This is a genomic window from Paenibacillus sp. EB106-05-06-XG162 (genome assembly GCF_058791655.1).
The window spans coordinates 51471-67806 of the sequence record NZ_JBYTDT010000019.1 but is presented as its reverse complement, the minus strand read 5'-3'; the positions used below and the strand labels follow the sequence as shown (position 1 = coordinate 67806).

The 16336-nt window shown below is 48.1% G+C and carries 13 protein-coding genes; 1 reads left to right on the top strand and 12 read right to left on the bottom strand.

Annotated features, from left to right (window positions below; all coding sequences use genetic code 11):
* Nucleotides 1-9: 9 nt before the first annotated feature.
* The 4 genes from AC3WU2_RS26750 to AC3WU2_RS26735 all read right to left on the bottom strand — a co-directional run bounded on the left by AC3WU2_RS26750 (nucleotide 10) and on the right by AC3WU2_RS26735 (nucleotide 4348).
* Nucleotides 10-1578: a TerB N-terminal domain-containing protein gene (locus AC3WU2_RS26750; RefSeq protein ID WP_492457995.1), complete on the bottom strand. Its 1569-nt coding sequence runs from the start codon at nucleotides 1576-1578 to the stop codon at nucleotides 10-12.
* A gap of 147 nt (nucleotides 1579-1725) precedes the next feature.
* Nucleotides 1726-3081 carry a dipeptidase gene (locus tag AC3WU2_RS26745; RefSeq protein WP_492457994.1) on the bottom strand — a complete coding sequence of 452 codons (1356 nt, stop codon included), beginning with the start codon at nucleotides 3079-3081 and terminating at the stop codon, nucleotides 1726-1728.
* A 369-nt stretch (nucleotides 3082-3450) separates the two neighbouring features.
* Nucleotides 3451-3855 (bottom strand): DUF6855 family protein, encoded by a 405-nt coding sequence (locus AC3WU2_RS26740; RefSeq protein WP_018758578.1) that lies wholly within the window; start codon nucleotides 3853-3855, stop codon nucleotides 3451-3453.
* 34 nt (nucleotides 3856-3889) lie between these two features.
* Nucleotides 3890-4348: a 2-thiouracil desulfurase family protein gene (locus AC3WU2_RS26735; protein ID WP_492457993.1), complete on the bottom strand. Its 459-nt coding sequence runs from the start codon at nucleotides 4346-4348 to the stop codon at nucleotides 3890-3892.
* Nucleotides 4349-4541: 193 nt separating this feature from the next.
* Between AC3WU2_RS26735 and AC3WU2_RS26730 the strand changes: the two genes are divergently transcribed.
* Nucleotides 4542-5372 (top strand): hypothetical protein, encoded by an 831-nt coding sequence (locus AC3WU2_RS26730; RefSeq protein ID WP_492457992.1) that lies wholly within the window; start codon nucleotides 4542-4544, stop codon nucleotides 5370-5372.
* A 52-nt stretch (nucleotides 5373-5424) separates the two neighbouring features.
* Here AC3WU2_RS26730 and AC3WU2_RS26725 read toward each other — a convergent pair whose 3' ends face one another.
* From AC3WU2_RS26725 to desA, 8 genes are all read right to left on the bottom strand, one after another.
* Nucleotides 5425-6939, bottom strand: coding sequence for a sulfatase family protein (locus tag AC3WU2_RS26725; RefSeq protein WP_492457991.1), 1515 nt, complete (start codon nucleotides 6937-6939; stop codon nucleotides 5425-5427).
* Between the two features lie 18 nt (nucleotides 6940-6957).
* On the bottom strand, nucleotides 6958-8580 hold the full coding sequence (locus tag AC3WU2_RS26720) for an extracellular solute-binding protein (RefSeq protein ID WP_492457990.1): 1623 nt from the start codon (nucleotides 8578-8580) through the stop codon (nucleotides 6958-6960).
* 38 nt (nucleotides 8581-8618) lie between these two features.
* Nucleotides 8619-9509 (bottom strand): carbohydrate ABC transporter permease, encoded by an 891-nt coding sequence (locus AC3WU2_RS26715; RefSeq protein ID WP_492457989.1) that lies wholly within the window; start codon nucleotides 9507-9509, stop codon nucleotides 8619-8621.
* A gap of 16 nt (nucleotides 9510-9525) precedes the next feature.
* The gene (locus AC3WU2_RS26710; protein ID WP_492457988.1) at nucleotides 9526-10440 is read right to left on the bottom strand and encodes an ABC transporter permease; all 915 of its coding nucleotides are present in this window, start codon (nucleotides 10438-10440) and stop codon (nucleotides 9526-9528) included.
* 338 nt (nucleotides 10441-10778) lie between these two features.
* On the bottom strand, nucleotides 10779-13043 hold the full coding sequence (locus AC3WU2_RS26705) for a helix-turn-helix domain-containing protein (protein WP_492457987.1): 2265 nt from the start codon (nucleotides 13041-13043) through the stop codon (nucleotides 10779-10781).
* A 239-nt stretch (nucleotides 13044-13282) separates the two neighbouring features.
* Entirely contained in the window at nucleotides 13283-13882 is a 600-nt protein-coding gene (locus tag AC3WU2_RS26700) for a response regulator transcription factor (protein WP_018758574.1), read from the bottom strand.
* Nucleotides 13879-15015, bottom strand: a complete 1137-nt coding sequence (locus tag AC3WU2_RS26695) for a sensor histidine kinase (RefSeq protein ID WP_018758573.1) — start codon at nucleotides 15013-15015, stop codon at nucleotides 13879-13881. The genes AC3WU2_RS26700 and AC3WU2_RS26695 overlap by 4 nt, the downstream gene beginning before the upstream one ends.
* A gap of 66 nt (nucleotides 15016-15081) precedes the next feature.
* On the bottom strand, nucleotides 15082-16140 hold the full coding sequence (gene desA, locus AC3WU2_RS26690; RefSeq protein ID WP_492457986.1) for a Delta(5) desaturase DesA: 1059 nt from the start codon (nucleotides 16138-16140) through the stop codon (nucleotides 15082-15084).
* Nucleotides 16141-16336: the final 196 nt, after the last annotated feature.

Below are 16336 nucleotides of genomic sequence, written 5' to 3'. Positions count from 1 at the left end.
TTCATCACCTTACCCTAATAGATTGTTAAGCATATCAATATATTCATCAACGAGGATATCACCATCCACGATCAAATCCCCAATCGTCTCCATCGCCAAATCATTCATGCCATCGATCAAGAGGGCCGGCATTGTGCTATATTCACGTGCGATGCTGAACATTTCCGTATCCCACACCCCTTGAACCAAGGCCGATAAGGTCGCTCGATAAGCAGGAGTCAATGCTGCTTGGAAAGCTCGCCAGCTATCATCCAGGTGCTCACTGCCCGCTGGTTCAGAGGTTGAGGTTGAAATCTGAGCCGGCGGCTCAACACGGTTAGAAACCTCACGCAGCGATGTATCGGCGTTCACCGGTTCGATCGCCATGTTCGTCTCACTCACCGATACGCGATCAGATTCCTGAACCGTCTTCTCCTCTACCGTCAGCAATTCACGCACATGATCGGAATCGCGCTGCAATTGCAGCAATCGATCCGTATCGATCTGCACCTCCGACTCCACTCGCTCCAGGGCAGCCTGCCGTTCGAATTCCGTCTGTAGCGCCCGAGTAATCAAAGGTTCTAGCGCAGCGTCGATTCTTACGCCTCTCAACTTCCCTTTATAGCCGCATAAATCACGCAGCTGATTCTCGCAATAACGAATCAACTGGCTTACGAAATCACGAAAAAGCTTATGTTCGCTGATCTGAACGGCATGGACCGTGAACGTTCGGCCATATAACGACGTATCATACACCGCACTACCGAATAGATATCGCTCACGCTGCACTTCTTTGCCCGGCTGGAACATCTCAATCAGTCTACGTCCCTGTGTCTTCCGATAATAAGCGTCAACAAGGGCGACCACGCGCGGAACATAAGCTTCCATATGAACCTGACCGTCGCCCAAATAGAACTTGCTCTGCTGTACATTATAATTGGACAGCTTCTGCAGCATATCCCAGGAAACGTCAACCGGTTCCACATGCAGTCCGCGCATCAATTCCAGATCGAGCAGCTCCCCATTCAATCCGTACGTCGAGCGACGCATGATGTCTTGAAAAGAAACATCCAGCCGATGTACGAGCACGAAGTCCGCCACCCAGTCCACGATATAGAAGTTAAGCTTCGCATATTGGGCTCGGTATGCATCCCATAACGCAAGCAATGCCCGGTACCCTTCCATGGGCTCCTGCCAGCCTACGCCATTAATCAATTCATAGATGTGGAGAAAAATATACGATAAATCCGACTCAGGATATCTCCCGCTTCGCACCTCGTTCCGCCAATAATAGTACCACTTGGCCTGCGATTCATTCATGTTGGCATATGTCGGCCAGTACGTCATAAAAGGAACGAACGGCACTTCCGCTTCAACATGGTGCTCCATCTGTCTCGCCCGCTCCAGAAATCGCTGCTCCCCCGTAGGGTAATTCTTCACTTCTTGGATCGCTGCTGGTGCCGCGGTTTCCTGATTCTTCGATCCTTGTTCGATCGCAGATGTCTGTGGGCGCGCCGGTATTGAAAGCCCCGAGCTCTGCGTCTCCCCTTGGCCGATCTCTATTTCTGCAAATTTCACTTCATGATTGTGATTCGTCATTAGAATTTGAACACCTCAAAGGTCGTCAACCGACTCGAATGTATGTTCTAATTATAACATTGGTTGGATGGAATGTAATCTTGTAACTTCGCTCTTGTTGAGCCTGCAAAAAACCGCCCGGATTTCTCCAAGGCGGCTTCATCATTCTTATACGGTTTTTAAAAATTCAACAATGGTGAGTAGACCTTTATCGAAATTCTCAAGGTTAAAATGTTCATTCGGTGCATGCAGGTTCTCATCCGGCAAGCCAAAGCCCATCATCACGACGGGTGCCTCGAGCACACGGGAGAATGTCTCCACAATTGGGATGGATCCCCCATCCTTTGTGAACAACGCGCGAGTTCCATAGATTGTACCGTAGGCATCCGCAGCAACCTGCAGCACGCGATCCGTCGGATCGATGTTAAATGCGCGAGCTTTCTCACCATCTGTAATCGTTAGTGTTGCACCCGGTTGAATGTGTGCGTTCAGATGTTTTCTAATTTTGTTGAGCATGTCCTGAGGGTCTTGATCGCCCACCAAGCGGCAAGTAATCTTCGCATGCGCTTCCTTCGGAATGACGGTCTTCGTCCCCTCCCCTTGGAATCCGCCATAGACACCATTCAGCTCAAGCGTCGGTCTAGCGCCAACGCGCTCCACGAACGTGTAGCCTTCTTCACCATATAGCGTATCGAGACCGAGCGATTTCGTAAGTGCATCTTCATTCAGCCCTTGCTTCGCGAACTCCTCGCGCATCATTGCCGATAGCTCTGGCACATCTTCGTAGAAGCCTTCTACCGCGACGCGGCCTTGCTCATCATGCAGGGTTGCCAGCAATGACACGATCGCGTGAAGTGCGTTCGGCACGCCGCCACCATAAGTACCGGAATGAAGATCCGTATTCGCCGTATTCACAGCAACTTCTAGGGAACAAAGACCGCGAAGTCCTGTGCTGATCGCTGGTTTGCCCGGTTCCATCAAGGATGTATCCGAGATGAGGATCGCATCCGCAGCCAGCTTCTCCCGATTCGCTTCCAAGAAAGGCGGCAGACTTGCGCTCGAAATCTCCTCTTCCCCTTCGATACAGAGCTTAATGTTAACTGGAAGTTGCTTCTCTTGATTCAGAATTGCTTCAATTGCCTTCACATGTAAGAACAACTGCCCTTTATCATCCGTTGCACCACGTGCATATAACTTGCCGTCACGAATAGCTGGCTCGAATGGTGGTGTTGTCCACAAGTTCAGAGGATCGACCGGTTGAACGTCATAGTGGCCATAGACCAGAATGGTTGGTTTGCCCGGCGCATGCAGATGATCGGCTGTAATGATCGGATGACCGTTCGTCTGATGAACCTCTACATGCTCAAGTCCGATTTCTTTCAGGTGGTTGGCAAGCCATTCGGCTGCGCGGTTCACATCTTCTTTATGCGCGGATAATGCGGAAATACTCGGAATCGAGAGCCACTCTTGCAGTTGGCTCAGATGCTTTTCTCTATTGGTTTGGAAATATGTCTCGTAACTCATGGGAATTGAAATCCTCCTCATCGTGATTGATGTATGTATGACACTATTGTACTACGTTTTCGAGAAATTACGAAAAGTTTGACTAATATTCCCTCACTTATGCATTCGTTGATGCAGTGATAGGTCAGCTAGCCTTATTTTTCCTGTACATAGAAAAAAGGTTACCCTTTGCGCTTAACGCTCAAAGGATAACCCCCATTTTTAGATGAGTTCAGACTTCTGAAGAAGTCGTTCAAGCATAATGCCGTTCACTGCCCAAGCATTGACTTGATTCTTATCTTCGAAGACACGTAGAATTTCTTCATTCGAAGGTTTTGGCAAGTTCGTGCTTAGCGTGGTCGTCGTGTTCTCTGTCGCATCATGATTGTCTTATAGCGCCCGCATCCGATTATTTCTTGGGTTATGCTCAACTTCTGCAAGTCCTAGGGCTTCCATCAACGGCGGAACATACATGCCGAAGCGACCGCGGAGTCCTTTTTTCAGCCCATACCAGCCTCCGACTGGATTCTCGAGAGAACGCCCCCAAGCTTCCACCGTACCATCCTTCGCCGGCTTTTGTTCGTCAGCGCTTCCGAGCTCCATCCAATCTCCATGAGCTTTCAGCATTTCATGTAAATCTGCAATACAACGAGCATCATAATGCAGCACAGTTTTCCCAACCGTACAGACGATAATTTCTCGTCCATCCTTCTCATCCTTGTACATCTGATACTCCGATGTTAATGGCGGCGTCTTCAATTGCCAAGGATTGTCCTTCGTTCCGAGCTCTGACATTCCATTCACTCCTCTACTTAAGTTATGTTTCTTTTCACACCATCATCTCAACAAATTCTTCCTCCGAAATGACTTTGAACCCTTCACGTCTTAGCAGCGCGGTCGTAACCCCAGCACCCAACATCCGCGTATTCGAGAAGCTGCCATCATAGACCATTTTCCCACCACAGGATGGACTGTATTCCTTTAGTACAATGATCGTCGCCTGCAGCTCACGTGCGAGTTCGAGGGTACGCTGCGCCCCAAGGAGATAGAGCTCAGTCACATCGCTTCCCGACTTCTCTACGATCTTCGCACGGCCATCCAGCACATCTTCGCCTGTGCCGTTCACAATCTCTGCAGGTTCACGCGGCGTCTGGAATCCTCCGAGCAATTCCGGACACACCATCTTGGCTCGTCCCTGTTCTACAAGTTCATGAATTTTGTCTACCAGGCGATGCGTTGCATTATACCGGCATTCTACACCAGCGAGACAAGAACTTACGAGTATCATGCAGTTTCAACCTCTTTCTATCACGTTCGATATAGTTTGACATTATTATACCAATTTATCGACGTAATTCTCCTTGCTTTTATACGAAAAAATAATATTTCCTAGAACCTCTACCAATATTGGTCTTTACGTTAAATAATGTTAAAATATGGTATAGTGTATAAAATCATATCCAATCCATAGGAGCTGTTTTATGAAAAAAGGATTTTATCTGTTCTTATCCCTCCTCGTCTCCCTCAGCTTGGTACAAACCGCCTCCGCAGCAGCAACGTCAAACAAAACCAATCCTAGCGATCAACTAGCCGATGCAAATTTTGCTTTTGCCTACATGGACTTATCTGGTACCCGCATACTGAGCGAGAACAGCGAAAATCCCAAGCGCTTCACGCAAGCCCTCTACGCCCCCGGACTGCAAACGTCCATCACCTATGTGAAGCATCAGAATCGGACGGAACAAGATAACGGCAGGCAGACGGCTTGGAACTTCGACAATAATGAAGGTGAACTCTACCAACTTGCAAAAGGGAAACTGACCGAAAATGAGACCGTTATCCTCGCATCAAATGGAGCATTTGAAGGACATACGTTCCTGAAGTACACGGCACTCACGAAAGGCGGCTTCACGAAGACGACGATTCGTACCATAGAAAAAATTAAAAAGCGGAAAATTGCGAAACAAGGGCTCATTGGCGAGGTTTCAAAAGAGGTGCAGATCGGACTTATTGAATTCAAACGAGGCAAAGGCCAGCTTCCCCTCGCAAGCATCGTGCTTACGACGCCCAAAGGACTGGTATTCCATGACATGCCAGGGACCAATGATCCGATGTCCACTTGGCGTATTGAAGACGGTGGGGAGATCAAGCCGAGCTGGTTCAAGGTGTTGTTCGTCTCCCAATCGAAGAGCGGTTATTCACTCGCCATTGAAGGATGGGGCTCTGAAGGGCTGAACACTAAGATATTACAACAGAAAGACAATATTTTTAGACAAGTAGCCAGCGGCGGACGGTATACGTATCCCGTATAAATAAAATGGTGCAGATCCCAAGGGATCTGCACCGCTTTATTTATATTTTCAATTACGCCCCCGCAATCCGCGGCATCCACATCGGATCTTTGTCCAGCTCAGCCCACATGAACTCCATGAGCAGTCTGGATTTCAAATCTCGGTGTTCCGAGCTATCCCAGAGATTGCGAATTTCATTCGGGTCCTCGACTAAATCAAACATCTCGCCGTACTCTTGATTGCAATAGACGGTTATTTTATAGCGTTCATTCACATAGGTTCGCAGGTTAACAGTCGTCGGTTCATGATGGAACTCGCATATTATGTTGTTGCGAGCCTTCTCCTGATTCCCAAGCCATACTCCCGACTGGTCTTTCCCCGTCATGGCGCCAGGAATCGGCACCCCCACGAACTTCAAGAACGTCGGCGCCAAATCTACAAGTGATTGCATCGCATGACTTGTCGCGCCTGCAGCAACTTCCTTCGGATAACGGACGATGAATGGCAATTTCAATAAATCTTCATAATGGAACGCACCTTTGGCAATTAAACCGTGCTGACCGATAAAGTGACCGTGATCCGTCGTGAATACGACGATCGTATCCTCAGCAAGCCCCAGCTCATCGAGCTTATCCAGAATCGAACCGATGTATTTGTCCATCAGGCTCACCATGCCATAATACACGGCAATATCCTTCTTCAGCTGCTCTGTCGTATGTAGATGGCTATGGAATCCATGAACCCCATACCCTGACTCGTAATACGGGGAAAAGTCCGGACCTTGCTCTTGCGATAGCTTGAAATGCGGCGGATTGTTGTCATGCTCGCCCGCTACGACAGAAGTAATCGTAAGCTGATCTGGGTCATACATGCTGCACCATGGCTCAGGCACGAGATATGGCGGATGCGGATCCGGGAAGCTTGCCCATAAGAAGAAATTCTCATCGTTCTGTTGGTAGTCCTCCAAGAGCGCATTCGTACGCTCTGCAATCCACGTGCTATAGTGGTATTCCTCGGGAATGTCCCACTTGTGCTGCACATCATACGTCAATTTGCCAGTCGGCTGTGCATAGTAATCCCGCCAGTTCTCGCAGCCCTTCTCTTCCAACCAGATTGCATAATGCTGGCCCACCAGATGCTCGTGCGCATGATTGCGCAGCATCTCGATCTGCTCGAAGCCATAGTACGGGCCTTTGAACTTCTTCCAGTATTCCAGATCTTGTAGCAGAGGCTGCGACTCAATGGACGGATAAGCATCGGAAGTATACGCGGGTTGGAAATGCGCCTTCCCAATCAATGCCGTCCGATAACCTGCCTGCTGCAGATCTTCCCCTACTGTATGCGCTTCTTCCGGCAGCTTCGTGCCAAGTGTCCATGCGCCATGCTGGCTCGGGTACATCCCCGTAATAATGGAAGAACGGGATGGTGTACATGTCGGGTTCGGGCAATAAGCCCGAGTGAATGTCGTTCCTTCTGCAACTAATCGATCCAAATGCGGTGTCGAGATTTCCGGGTTGAATGCTCCAATCGTGTTCCAATGCTGCTGGTCACTCGTAATCAACAAGATATTCGGTCTTTTCTTTGCCATGTTGACCTCCTATGGATGTTATTGCAACGCCATAATACGATCATAGTTCGTCTGGTAAATTGTTACAAGCTCATCGAGCCCCATTTTCTTCAGTTGATTGATATAGCTATCCCAATCGCCCTCGACATTGCCGTTAATGATCCATTGCGGCTGCATTTTCTTCACGTGGTTAAAGATATCGGCTTCCAGGATGGATCTGCGCTGTGTATCCTCTAACGTAAACAAGACGTTCGGATAGTTAATCGCCTTCATGAACGGTTTGTACTGCTTCCAGATATCGATCCGTTCTTTCTCCACATCGAGAGCTCTGATTTTCTTCGCCGTATCAATCAGAACGGCACGTGCCGACGTATTCCCCGGCGCTTCCGCATGTCGGAAATCATCGACTGTCATCCCTTCGGGCACAGGCATTTTATCGAAGGTACCATCACCGACTTCTTTTAACGTGACCCCGATCGGACCTGAATTCCATTCTAATGAATTGCGCTCGGTATAAAGTTCATCAATCCAACGCATCGATGCTTCGAGGTTCTTATTCGAAGACGTAATCGCGAAGCCGGACCGCGTGAAATATCCTGGGTCGTATTCATTCCACATTTGCTTGCCATCCGGGCCTTTCAGAGGAAGAATCGGGACGTAATCCTTTGCGCGTTCGACGCCTACAACATTCGCAGCACTATATCCGACGAATGCACCGTAGAGCAGTGCGTCCGGATTTTTCCCTTTGGAGAAATACGTTTTGCGGTCTTGCGTGAAGCTCTCTTGATCAATGAGTCCGGCTTTGTATAGACGGTGGAAATACGCCGTCGCATCACGGTACTCCTGTTTGGCCGGCACGAAGCTGACCTTCCCATCCTCGACCATCATGTGATTCCCCGTATCCATCACCCCGAACGGTCCATACATGGAGAAGATCCCAAGTAACGCATTCCCATACATAAAGCCAAACGGCAGCTCATCTGCTTTATTATTGCCATTCGGATCCTTCGTTTTGAACGCCGTCAGCACCTGCTCGAATTCATCCGTTGTCGTCGGAATGCTCAGGCCGAGCTGATCCAGCCATTTTTTGTTGATATATAGAATATCGTAGAGCTCTTGGTCCTCCCCTTCCTGTAATGTCGGAATCGAATAGATATGCCCATCTGGCGCCGTCATTTTCTGCTTAATGTCCGGTCGGTCCGTCATGATCTTCTTCATATTCGGTGCATATTGATCGATAAGATCCTCTAGCGGAATCAGCATCCCTTGCGATCCATAGTTAATAATGTCGCTATCATTCAAGCTCTCGCTTCCGAAGAATACATCCGGCAAATCACCGCTCGCAAACATCAGATTCTTCTTCTCGTCGTACCCTTGGCCTGTCGCATCCCATTCAATATGGATCTTCGTCTTCTCTTCGAAGCTCTTCACCACCGCAAGCTCCTCATGCGGCTTAGTCTGCTGGGCGGACTTCGTTGTTACGAATTTCAAGGTGATCGGCTCCTTCACGATCGGAAGGCCTGTTGCATTTACATTCTCCGTTCCTGCTGCGGAATCGCCACCTGCTGCACTGCCTCCCTCCTTGCTCGAGCAACCTGCCAGCATCATCGAACCGACCATCATGAACGTTAACAAAACCATACTTAACCGTTTTATTTTCATCGAATGTGAACCCCTCTCTGACAAATTTATTCACCGCATTAACCTTTAATCGAACCAATCATCACACCTTTAACGAAATACCGCTGCAAGAATGGATACAGGACAAGTACCGGCAAGCTGCCGACAATAATGACGCCGTACTTCATCAGATCCGCAATGTATTGTTGATTCGAGTCGTCCGTTAAGCCTTGCAGCATCTGGTCCTGACTCTCATTCGTTATTAAGATTTCACGCAAAATAATCTGAAGCGGATATAGACTCTCGTCGCGCAAATAGATTAAGGCTTGGAAATATGCATTCCAGTGCCCGACCGCGCTGAATAGCACCATCACGGCAATAATCGGAACGGATAACGGAAGCACAATCGAGACAAAAAATCTGGCATTCGAGCAGCCATCCATCTCCGCCGCTTCGAGCACTTCGCCTGGAATGGTCGATTGGAAGAACGTCCGAACGATAATGATATTGAACGCCGATACGGCATTCGGGATGACAAGCGCCCAGATCGTATTAACCATACCGAGATTTTTGACGAGCAAATACGTTGGGATCAATCCACCCCCGAAAAACATCGTAAACACGATGATAAACATGAACACATTTCGGCCGACAAGATCCGTCCGTGATAACGCATATCCCGCCGTGAGCGTTAACGTCACGTTGATCGCCGTGCCAATCACGGCATACATCAAGGAGTTACGATAGCCGAGCCAAATGTCGCTGTCCGCGAATATGCGCTGATACCCCTCTAAGGTAAAGCCTTGCGGGATAATCCAGACGTTGCCGGTATTCACCGCATTCGGATCACTGACGGACGAGATGATAATGACATATAGCGGATAAATAATGAGCAAGAGTACCATGCTGAGCAGAACGACGTTGAAAATATCGAATACGCGATCCACTCTACTAATTCTTCCAACATGCATATTGAACGCCTCCTTCCTACCATAGACTTGCTTGCTTCATTCGTTTGGAGAACTGATTGATCGAGATGAGCAAGATGAAATTAATAACAGCATTAAATAACCCAATGGCAGTCGAGTAGCTGTACTGTGCACTGAGCAGCCCTGTTTTGTACACATACGTACCGATCACTTCCGAACTATCGACATTGAGCGAATTCTGCATTAAATAGACTTTCTCGAACCCGACGGACATAATGTTTCCCACCGATAGAATGAGCAAGATCATAATAGTCGGCATAATCGAAGGAATATCAATATGCCAAATGCGCTGGAACTTGTTCGCCCCATCCATAATCGCTGCTTCATGCAGATCTGGGCTTACGGCTGTTAACGCAGCCAGATAAATAATGGTCGACCATCCAGCATTCTGCCAGACCCCGGAGAAGACGAAGATCGTCTTGAACCATTCCGGGCTTCCCATGAAAAAGAACGCCTTCGCGCCGATAAACTCTAGCAATTGATTCACGAGGCCGTTGCGCGGCGATAGGAACAAATACATCATCCCGACAATGACGACCGTCGAGATGAAATGCGGTGCATAAGTAACCGTCTGAACGAGTTTCTTGAACCGTTCGCTCGTCAATTGATTGATCAGCAGTGCAAGGCAGATCGGGATAGGGAACGACACGAGAAGCTCGTAGATACTGATCCCAAGCGTGTTCTTGATAACGGTTACAAACTGAGCAGAATTAAAAAACCGTTCAAAATGCTCGAACCCCACCCAAGTGCTCCCAGTAATTCCTTTGACCGCAATGAAGTTCTTGAAGGCAATCTGCAGACCGTACATCGGTCCATACTGAAAAATAATAAAATACAAGAGCGTGGGAATGAGAAACAAATAGAGCTGATAATTTTTCATGACCTTGTACATCGTGGTTGAACGCTTGTGCATTCGCGTCACCCCCCCATTTCAAATGTTGTTGTCCAGCTGTGACAGGGTCACTATATCGAAATGGAGGGGTAACGGTAAATAAGCAGAATGGCTTAGGAATCCGTCAAACGTGACTCGTAGACCATTCGCTGATCACTAAGACGAATCGCATATTCTACTAGAGGTTGATCAAAAAGTCATCTTTTGATCACGCAGTGTTCCAAGTAGAGAAATCAACATCGAATCTTGCGTTCACCCTCGAAGAGCCTATGCTTACGTAGTATGTTTCCTCCGGAAGCATAGCCCTTCGGATTCTCGCAACCTTATCGGTGCTGAAAAGCTAACTTTTTGAACAAAGATTATTCGGATCTAGCTTCTGGCTGCTTCTCATCGAACATTCTCCGGTACTCCCCCGGGGTCATGTTCACCGCCTGCTTAAACTTGCGAATAAAACTAGACACGTCATAATAGCCGATTCGTTGTACCAGGTCCTTCAATTGAATATCGCTCGTCTGGAGCAAACGCTTAGCCGTCTCCAGGCGATAGTGGTTCAAATAATAGGAGATCGTCTCCCCTGTCTGCTCTTTGAAAATCCGTTTCAAATAGGACGAGGACAAGGAAAAATGATCCGCCATCGTCTGCACGGAGAAATGATAATCATGGTAATTAGCTTGAATAAAGCCAATCATCTGTTCCTTGAGCGAGCTCGCCGTATCCTCTTCATGTGCTTGGATCTTGGTGCACAGTCTCGTGCTCATATCATTCACGATCGCTGCCAGATCTTGAATTGTATCAAATGCCGTTAGTGCGACGACGTCCGGATAATCGACCTCCAGATGCTCCGCTCGCATACCCATCCCATACGCAGCCTTAATAATGCAGTTGATCATGTCGTAGCAAATACATCGCACCATATGCAGCGGTGTCTCATGATCTTCGATATAGCGTAGAATGTCCTGAACGAGCTCCTCCATCTTCTTGGTGTTGCCTTGCGTGATGAGGACGCCCATCATTTCGATTTCTTGCCGCGGATACCAATGAGGAAATCGATCATCGAATGAAGTCTCATCGAAAAAGATGACCCGATTATGCCCTTTAATCAGCTTATAGTCCAGTGCTGTCGACGCTTCGATATACGATTTGCCGACTTGATTGATTTCTTCATAGGGTTGTCCAATACCGATGGTCACGCCATCACGGACGACGGTCTGCAATTGATGATGCAGCGTAATCATCTTCTCCTTGAACTGTGTCTCACCACGGTCCATCGCGCAGATAATGCTCATCGCCTCTTCATCCACCAGCTCCACACGATACCCATCCATCGTACTCGGCCAATGCTGCTCAATAAATGCTGCCAACGATTTCGCTGGATATGAATCCTCCGCACGGTCCCGCACATAAATCCGCATCACGAAGAACATCTCTTTGGAAAAAATAAGACCAGACTCGCCCGCTCTGATGAAGAAATCCTCTGTATCATCAACACGCCCTTTCAACAGGTTCACGAGCCAATATTCGCGCATCGCCGATTTATTAGTCTGCAGCTTTCGATCCAACAGCTCTGATTCAGCCGTCATATGATCGAACATCTGCGTCACTTCGTTAAAATTACTTATCTTCTGCCCGAAGTGGTGACCTGTATAATTGAAAAGTCTACGAATTGGCACATAATTCACATGCATCAGCATGTAGATCGCCGCACTTCCTAGACAGAAGATAAATAGCAACGCGATCAGCGAGCGATTCTTCACCTCGTATACACGTGCCAAATAATCATCTTCCGGAATCAACGTCACGTACGACCAACCAGTCATCTCTGATTTGACCGTTGAGAACATGTAGGGACGGTCTTCGATCTCCATCGTCTTCGAACCGTTCTCCTGCAAAGTGCGAACCGCCTTTTTGAATGGGATCGTATTTAGGTAAGGTTCATCATGTAGCGAAGTGATCAGCTTGCCTTCTTGATTGTAGATCAGAGTATTGCCATTCGGTGCCTCCAGAACACCTTCCAATAATCGCTTCACCGATTGTTCGTCAATCATAAAGAGCACCGTTCCATACGCAGCAACCGAATTCTGCGGGATCGGCACGATATAGGTTAAGGCGCGATTATTCTTCAAATCATTCGAATACACATCTTCGGCAGGTCGCAGCAGCGGCGCCTTGAGATGGTTAATATCATAAAGGAACTGACTCTCCGACCAATTCGGGTATGGATAGATCTGTTCAATGAATCGCTTCGGCGTATGGGTACTGCCCGCAGAATACAAGTATTTGCCGCCATGGATATACAGAATGACATTATGGATGAAATCATTCGCGACCGTGTAGTTGAGCTGCGACCTCGCTGTCATGGCGTTGTACATGTTTTTCGTTAATTGATACGGGGTTAGTTCGGGTTTCGATGTGATCTCATTCGCGATCTTGTTCATCTCTTTGATCTTGACATCGAATCCATCGCGAATTTGCTTCAGCATATGTTGGTGGCTGACCGTGATATCCTCTTTGACGATATCTACGAAGTGCTGATAGACGAACAGGCCGATGACCAGCAGAGGAATGATTAAAATGATGATATATGAAAGCAAATATTTATAGACTAACGGCAAATTACGCAGCACTGGTCCATCTCTCCATTTCTTAATGTTAACGCTTACAAATGTTTGCCTTCGATAACACCCATCATACACAAAAAATATAGCGATCGGGTACCCAAGCGTAAATGTGTGAATCGTCTTCTCGGTATGTGAGATGGATTATCCCTTGCAGGGCAAGGGATAAGAGCAGGAAAATTCAGACAAACCTTTTCTACTTCCTGATTCTAAGGCAATAAAAAAAGCAGGCATTATGCCTGCTTTCCTCATTTGAACCAGCCCTTCTCTTTGAACCGCGTGATCGCTTCGATCCGATTCGTTACCTGCAGCTTATCGAGAATGACGGATATATAATTGCGTACCGTTCCTTGCGTAATGTACAACTGGGTCGCGATTTCTTTCGTATTCTTCCCGTCCGCGATTAAGCCGAGCACTTCCTTCTCCCGCTGCGTCAGTGGGTTCTCCTCGCCATACGCGTCATCGACGAGCTCCGATGCGTAGATCCGACGACCTGCCATAATGCTGCGAATGGAATCTGCTAACTCTTCACTTGGGCTGTCCTTCAACAAGTAACCGTGCGCTCCTGCCTTAATCGCCCGTTCGAAATACCCCGATCTCGCGAAGGTGGTCAAGATCATGACTTTACAGCCGCTGCCTTTGAGCTCTTCTGCCGCTTCGAGTCCGTTCTTGCCCGGCATCTCAATATCCATCACGACGATATCCGGCCGATATTGGTGAGCCAGCTTCACGGCATCTTCGCCATTGCTCGCCCGGCCGACTACTTCCATGTCCTCTTCCAAATCGAGCAATGAAGCGAGTGCGCCGAGCAGCATCCGCTGATCCTCTGCGATCACAATTCGAATCATACGACCACCTCCTTCTCCGGTTGATTCACGATATTCGGCACGCGAATGATCAGGGTCGTCCCGGATTCAGAACGAATCTCCATACTACCGTTCACGAATTCAAGCCGTTCCTTCATCCCACGCAGTCCATTGCCTCGCTTGCACATCGCTTCATTCGTTAGCCCCACGCCATTGTCCATGACTTTTACCGTGAGCTCTGTTCGCGAAGGAATGATGCAAATGCTGCAGAGCGTCGCGCTGCTATGCTTGACCACATTCGTCACGGCTTCCTTGAGGCACATGCTGATCACATTTTCAACAAGGAGTGATGTATTGGTGAGTTTCAGGTCCCCTTCAACATGACATTCAATGAAGGCCGCCTTCAGAATTTGCTTCACGCGGAACATCTCATCCTCGAGACTCGTCCCGCGCATTTGCGTCACCATTTCCCGCACTTCCTTGAGCGCATGCCTCGCCGTCTGCCGTACATCTTGAATCTCGGCGTGCGCACCTGCTGGGTCTTTGTCGATAAGTTTTCCCGCCAGATCACTCTTTAACCCAATTAATGAGAGTTTCTGCCCTAGCGTATCATGCAAATCCCGTGCAATCCGTTGACGTTCTTCAAGCTTCACCAGCTCCGATATCCGCTTGTTGGCGTCCTCCAGCTGCACTTCGAGCAACTCTCTTTTGTTCCGGAAATACGTCGTTACAGGCAAGAGAATGACGGCGATCAGACTAACCAACACAAACGGAATTTGCGTGATCATGATCGGATTTTTCGTTGCGAATCCATAGTTAATCGTCACAAGCGTCGTAATAAGGTGGATCGTATAGAGTGTAATAAAGCCGGCCCGATGATGAATATTCCCGATGAAGAACGCCAGGAACAACCCAAAGTATACATAACCGAACAGCACTGTCATCGTAACCGAAATCAGAATCTGGATTGACGTCCAGAAATAGACAAGCCATCCTTTGGAGACAAAGGACAGCACATAGCAGCCAAAAAAGGCCATGATCATAATAATACCAATCGCCACCTCATACGGAGACGAGGAGCGGAATATGAAGTAGAAAGGGAGAATGTAAAAGACGACCCATACATAAGGACTAAGCCCCGTACTCCGGTGAAAAATTTGATACCATTTCTGCAAGGCTGCCCCTCCCTAAGGTTCACGAGATACTTTACTAGTATCTTATCACAAACGATGGCGGCGTAGTTATTTGCCTTGAACACTTGGACGGCGATTCTTGACCGTGGCCGCTGCCTTTCTTGCGGGTCCTCCCAGCAAATGCTTGATCTGCTTGAAGCTTACGAATGTCTTGCGCTCCTCATCCCACAGACGGAACCGCAGCGACTGCAAGCTCGTACGAAGCGTAATCGTCGTTGCATGCTGTAATGGCGGCGTATCATTGTGCGCTTGCTCCAGCAGGTAATTCGGCACCTTCGGGCTCAAATGGTGTACATGATGGAAGCCAATGTTGCCCGTCATCCACTGCAGCAGCTTCGGCAGCTTATAATACGAGCTCCCCTCTACAGCCGCTAGTACATAACTCCACTCGTCTTCATGCTCGAAATATGAGTCTTCGAATTGATGCTGCACATAAAACAACCAAATCCCGAGCATACCAGATACGAAAATAATCGGAACCTGAACCAAGAGGAATGCCTGCCAGCCAATCGCCCAGCACAGCAATGCGTATACCGCTACGATAAGGACATTCGTCAGGTACGTGTTCATTCGTTCCTTGCGCTTCGCGCCCTTACGGTTGAAACGGTAGGTCAATACAAATATAAAAATCGGTCCGAGACCGAGCATAACAATCGGATTGCGATAGATTCGATAAGCAATGCGCTGCATCAGCGGTGCTGCCACATATTCATCCACCGTCATCACCCACATATCGCCGACGCCCCGTTTATCGAGGTTACTGCTTGTCGCATGATGAATGGAATGGCTGTTCTTCCATTGCTGATAAGGGACTAACGTCAGAACGCCTGTAATCGTGCCGAGGATATCATTTGCACGACGGCTCTTGAAGAAGGATTGATGACAACAGTCATGAAAAATAATAAACGTCCGAATGACAAAGCCCGATGCGACGATCGTGAGCGGCAGCGTGAGCCAGTACGATACGGACAGGCTGGCATAAGCCGCGATCCATAGCAGGACTAAAGGTAAAATTGTATTTAAAATCTGCTTCATACTCGTCTTGATATTGCTCTTCTCATAGGGAACCATTTCTTTCTTCAAATGGGCGACATGGGAATGTGTCATCGTGTCATTTCCTCCTTGGGCTCATGCATGGGGAAACCTACCCAGCAGGTCTATTCTATCTTCAGTATAGAAAATGTCGTGTTGGCCGAGTAGTCATGAACGTCAGGTGACGAGTATGACAAATATCATATAAACGGGGGCCTATTTCCCAATTGTGCCCAGATAAGAAGAGAAAAACCTTCTGCCGCGAAGGATA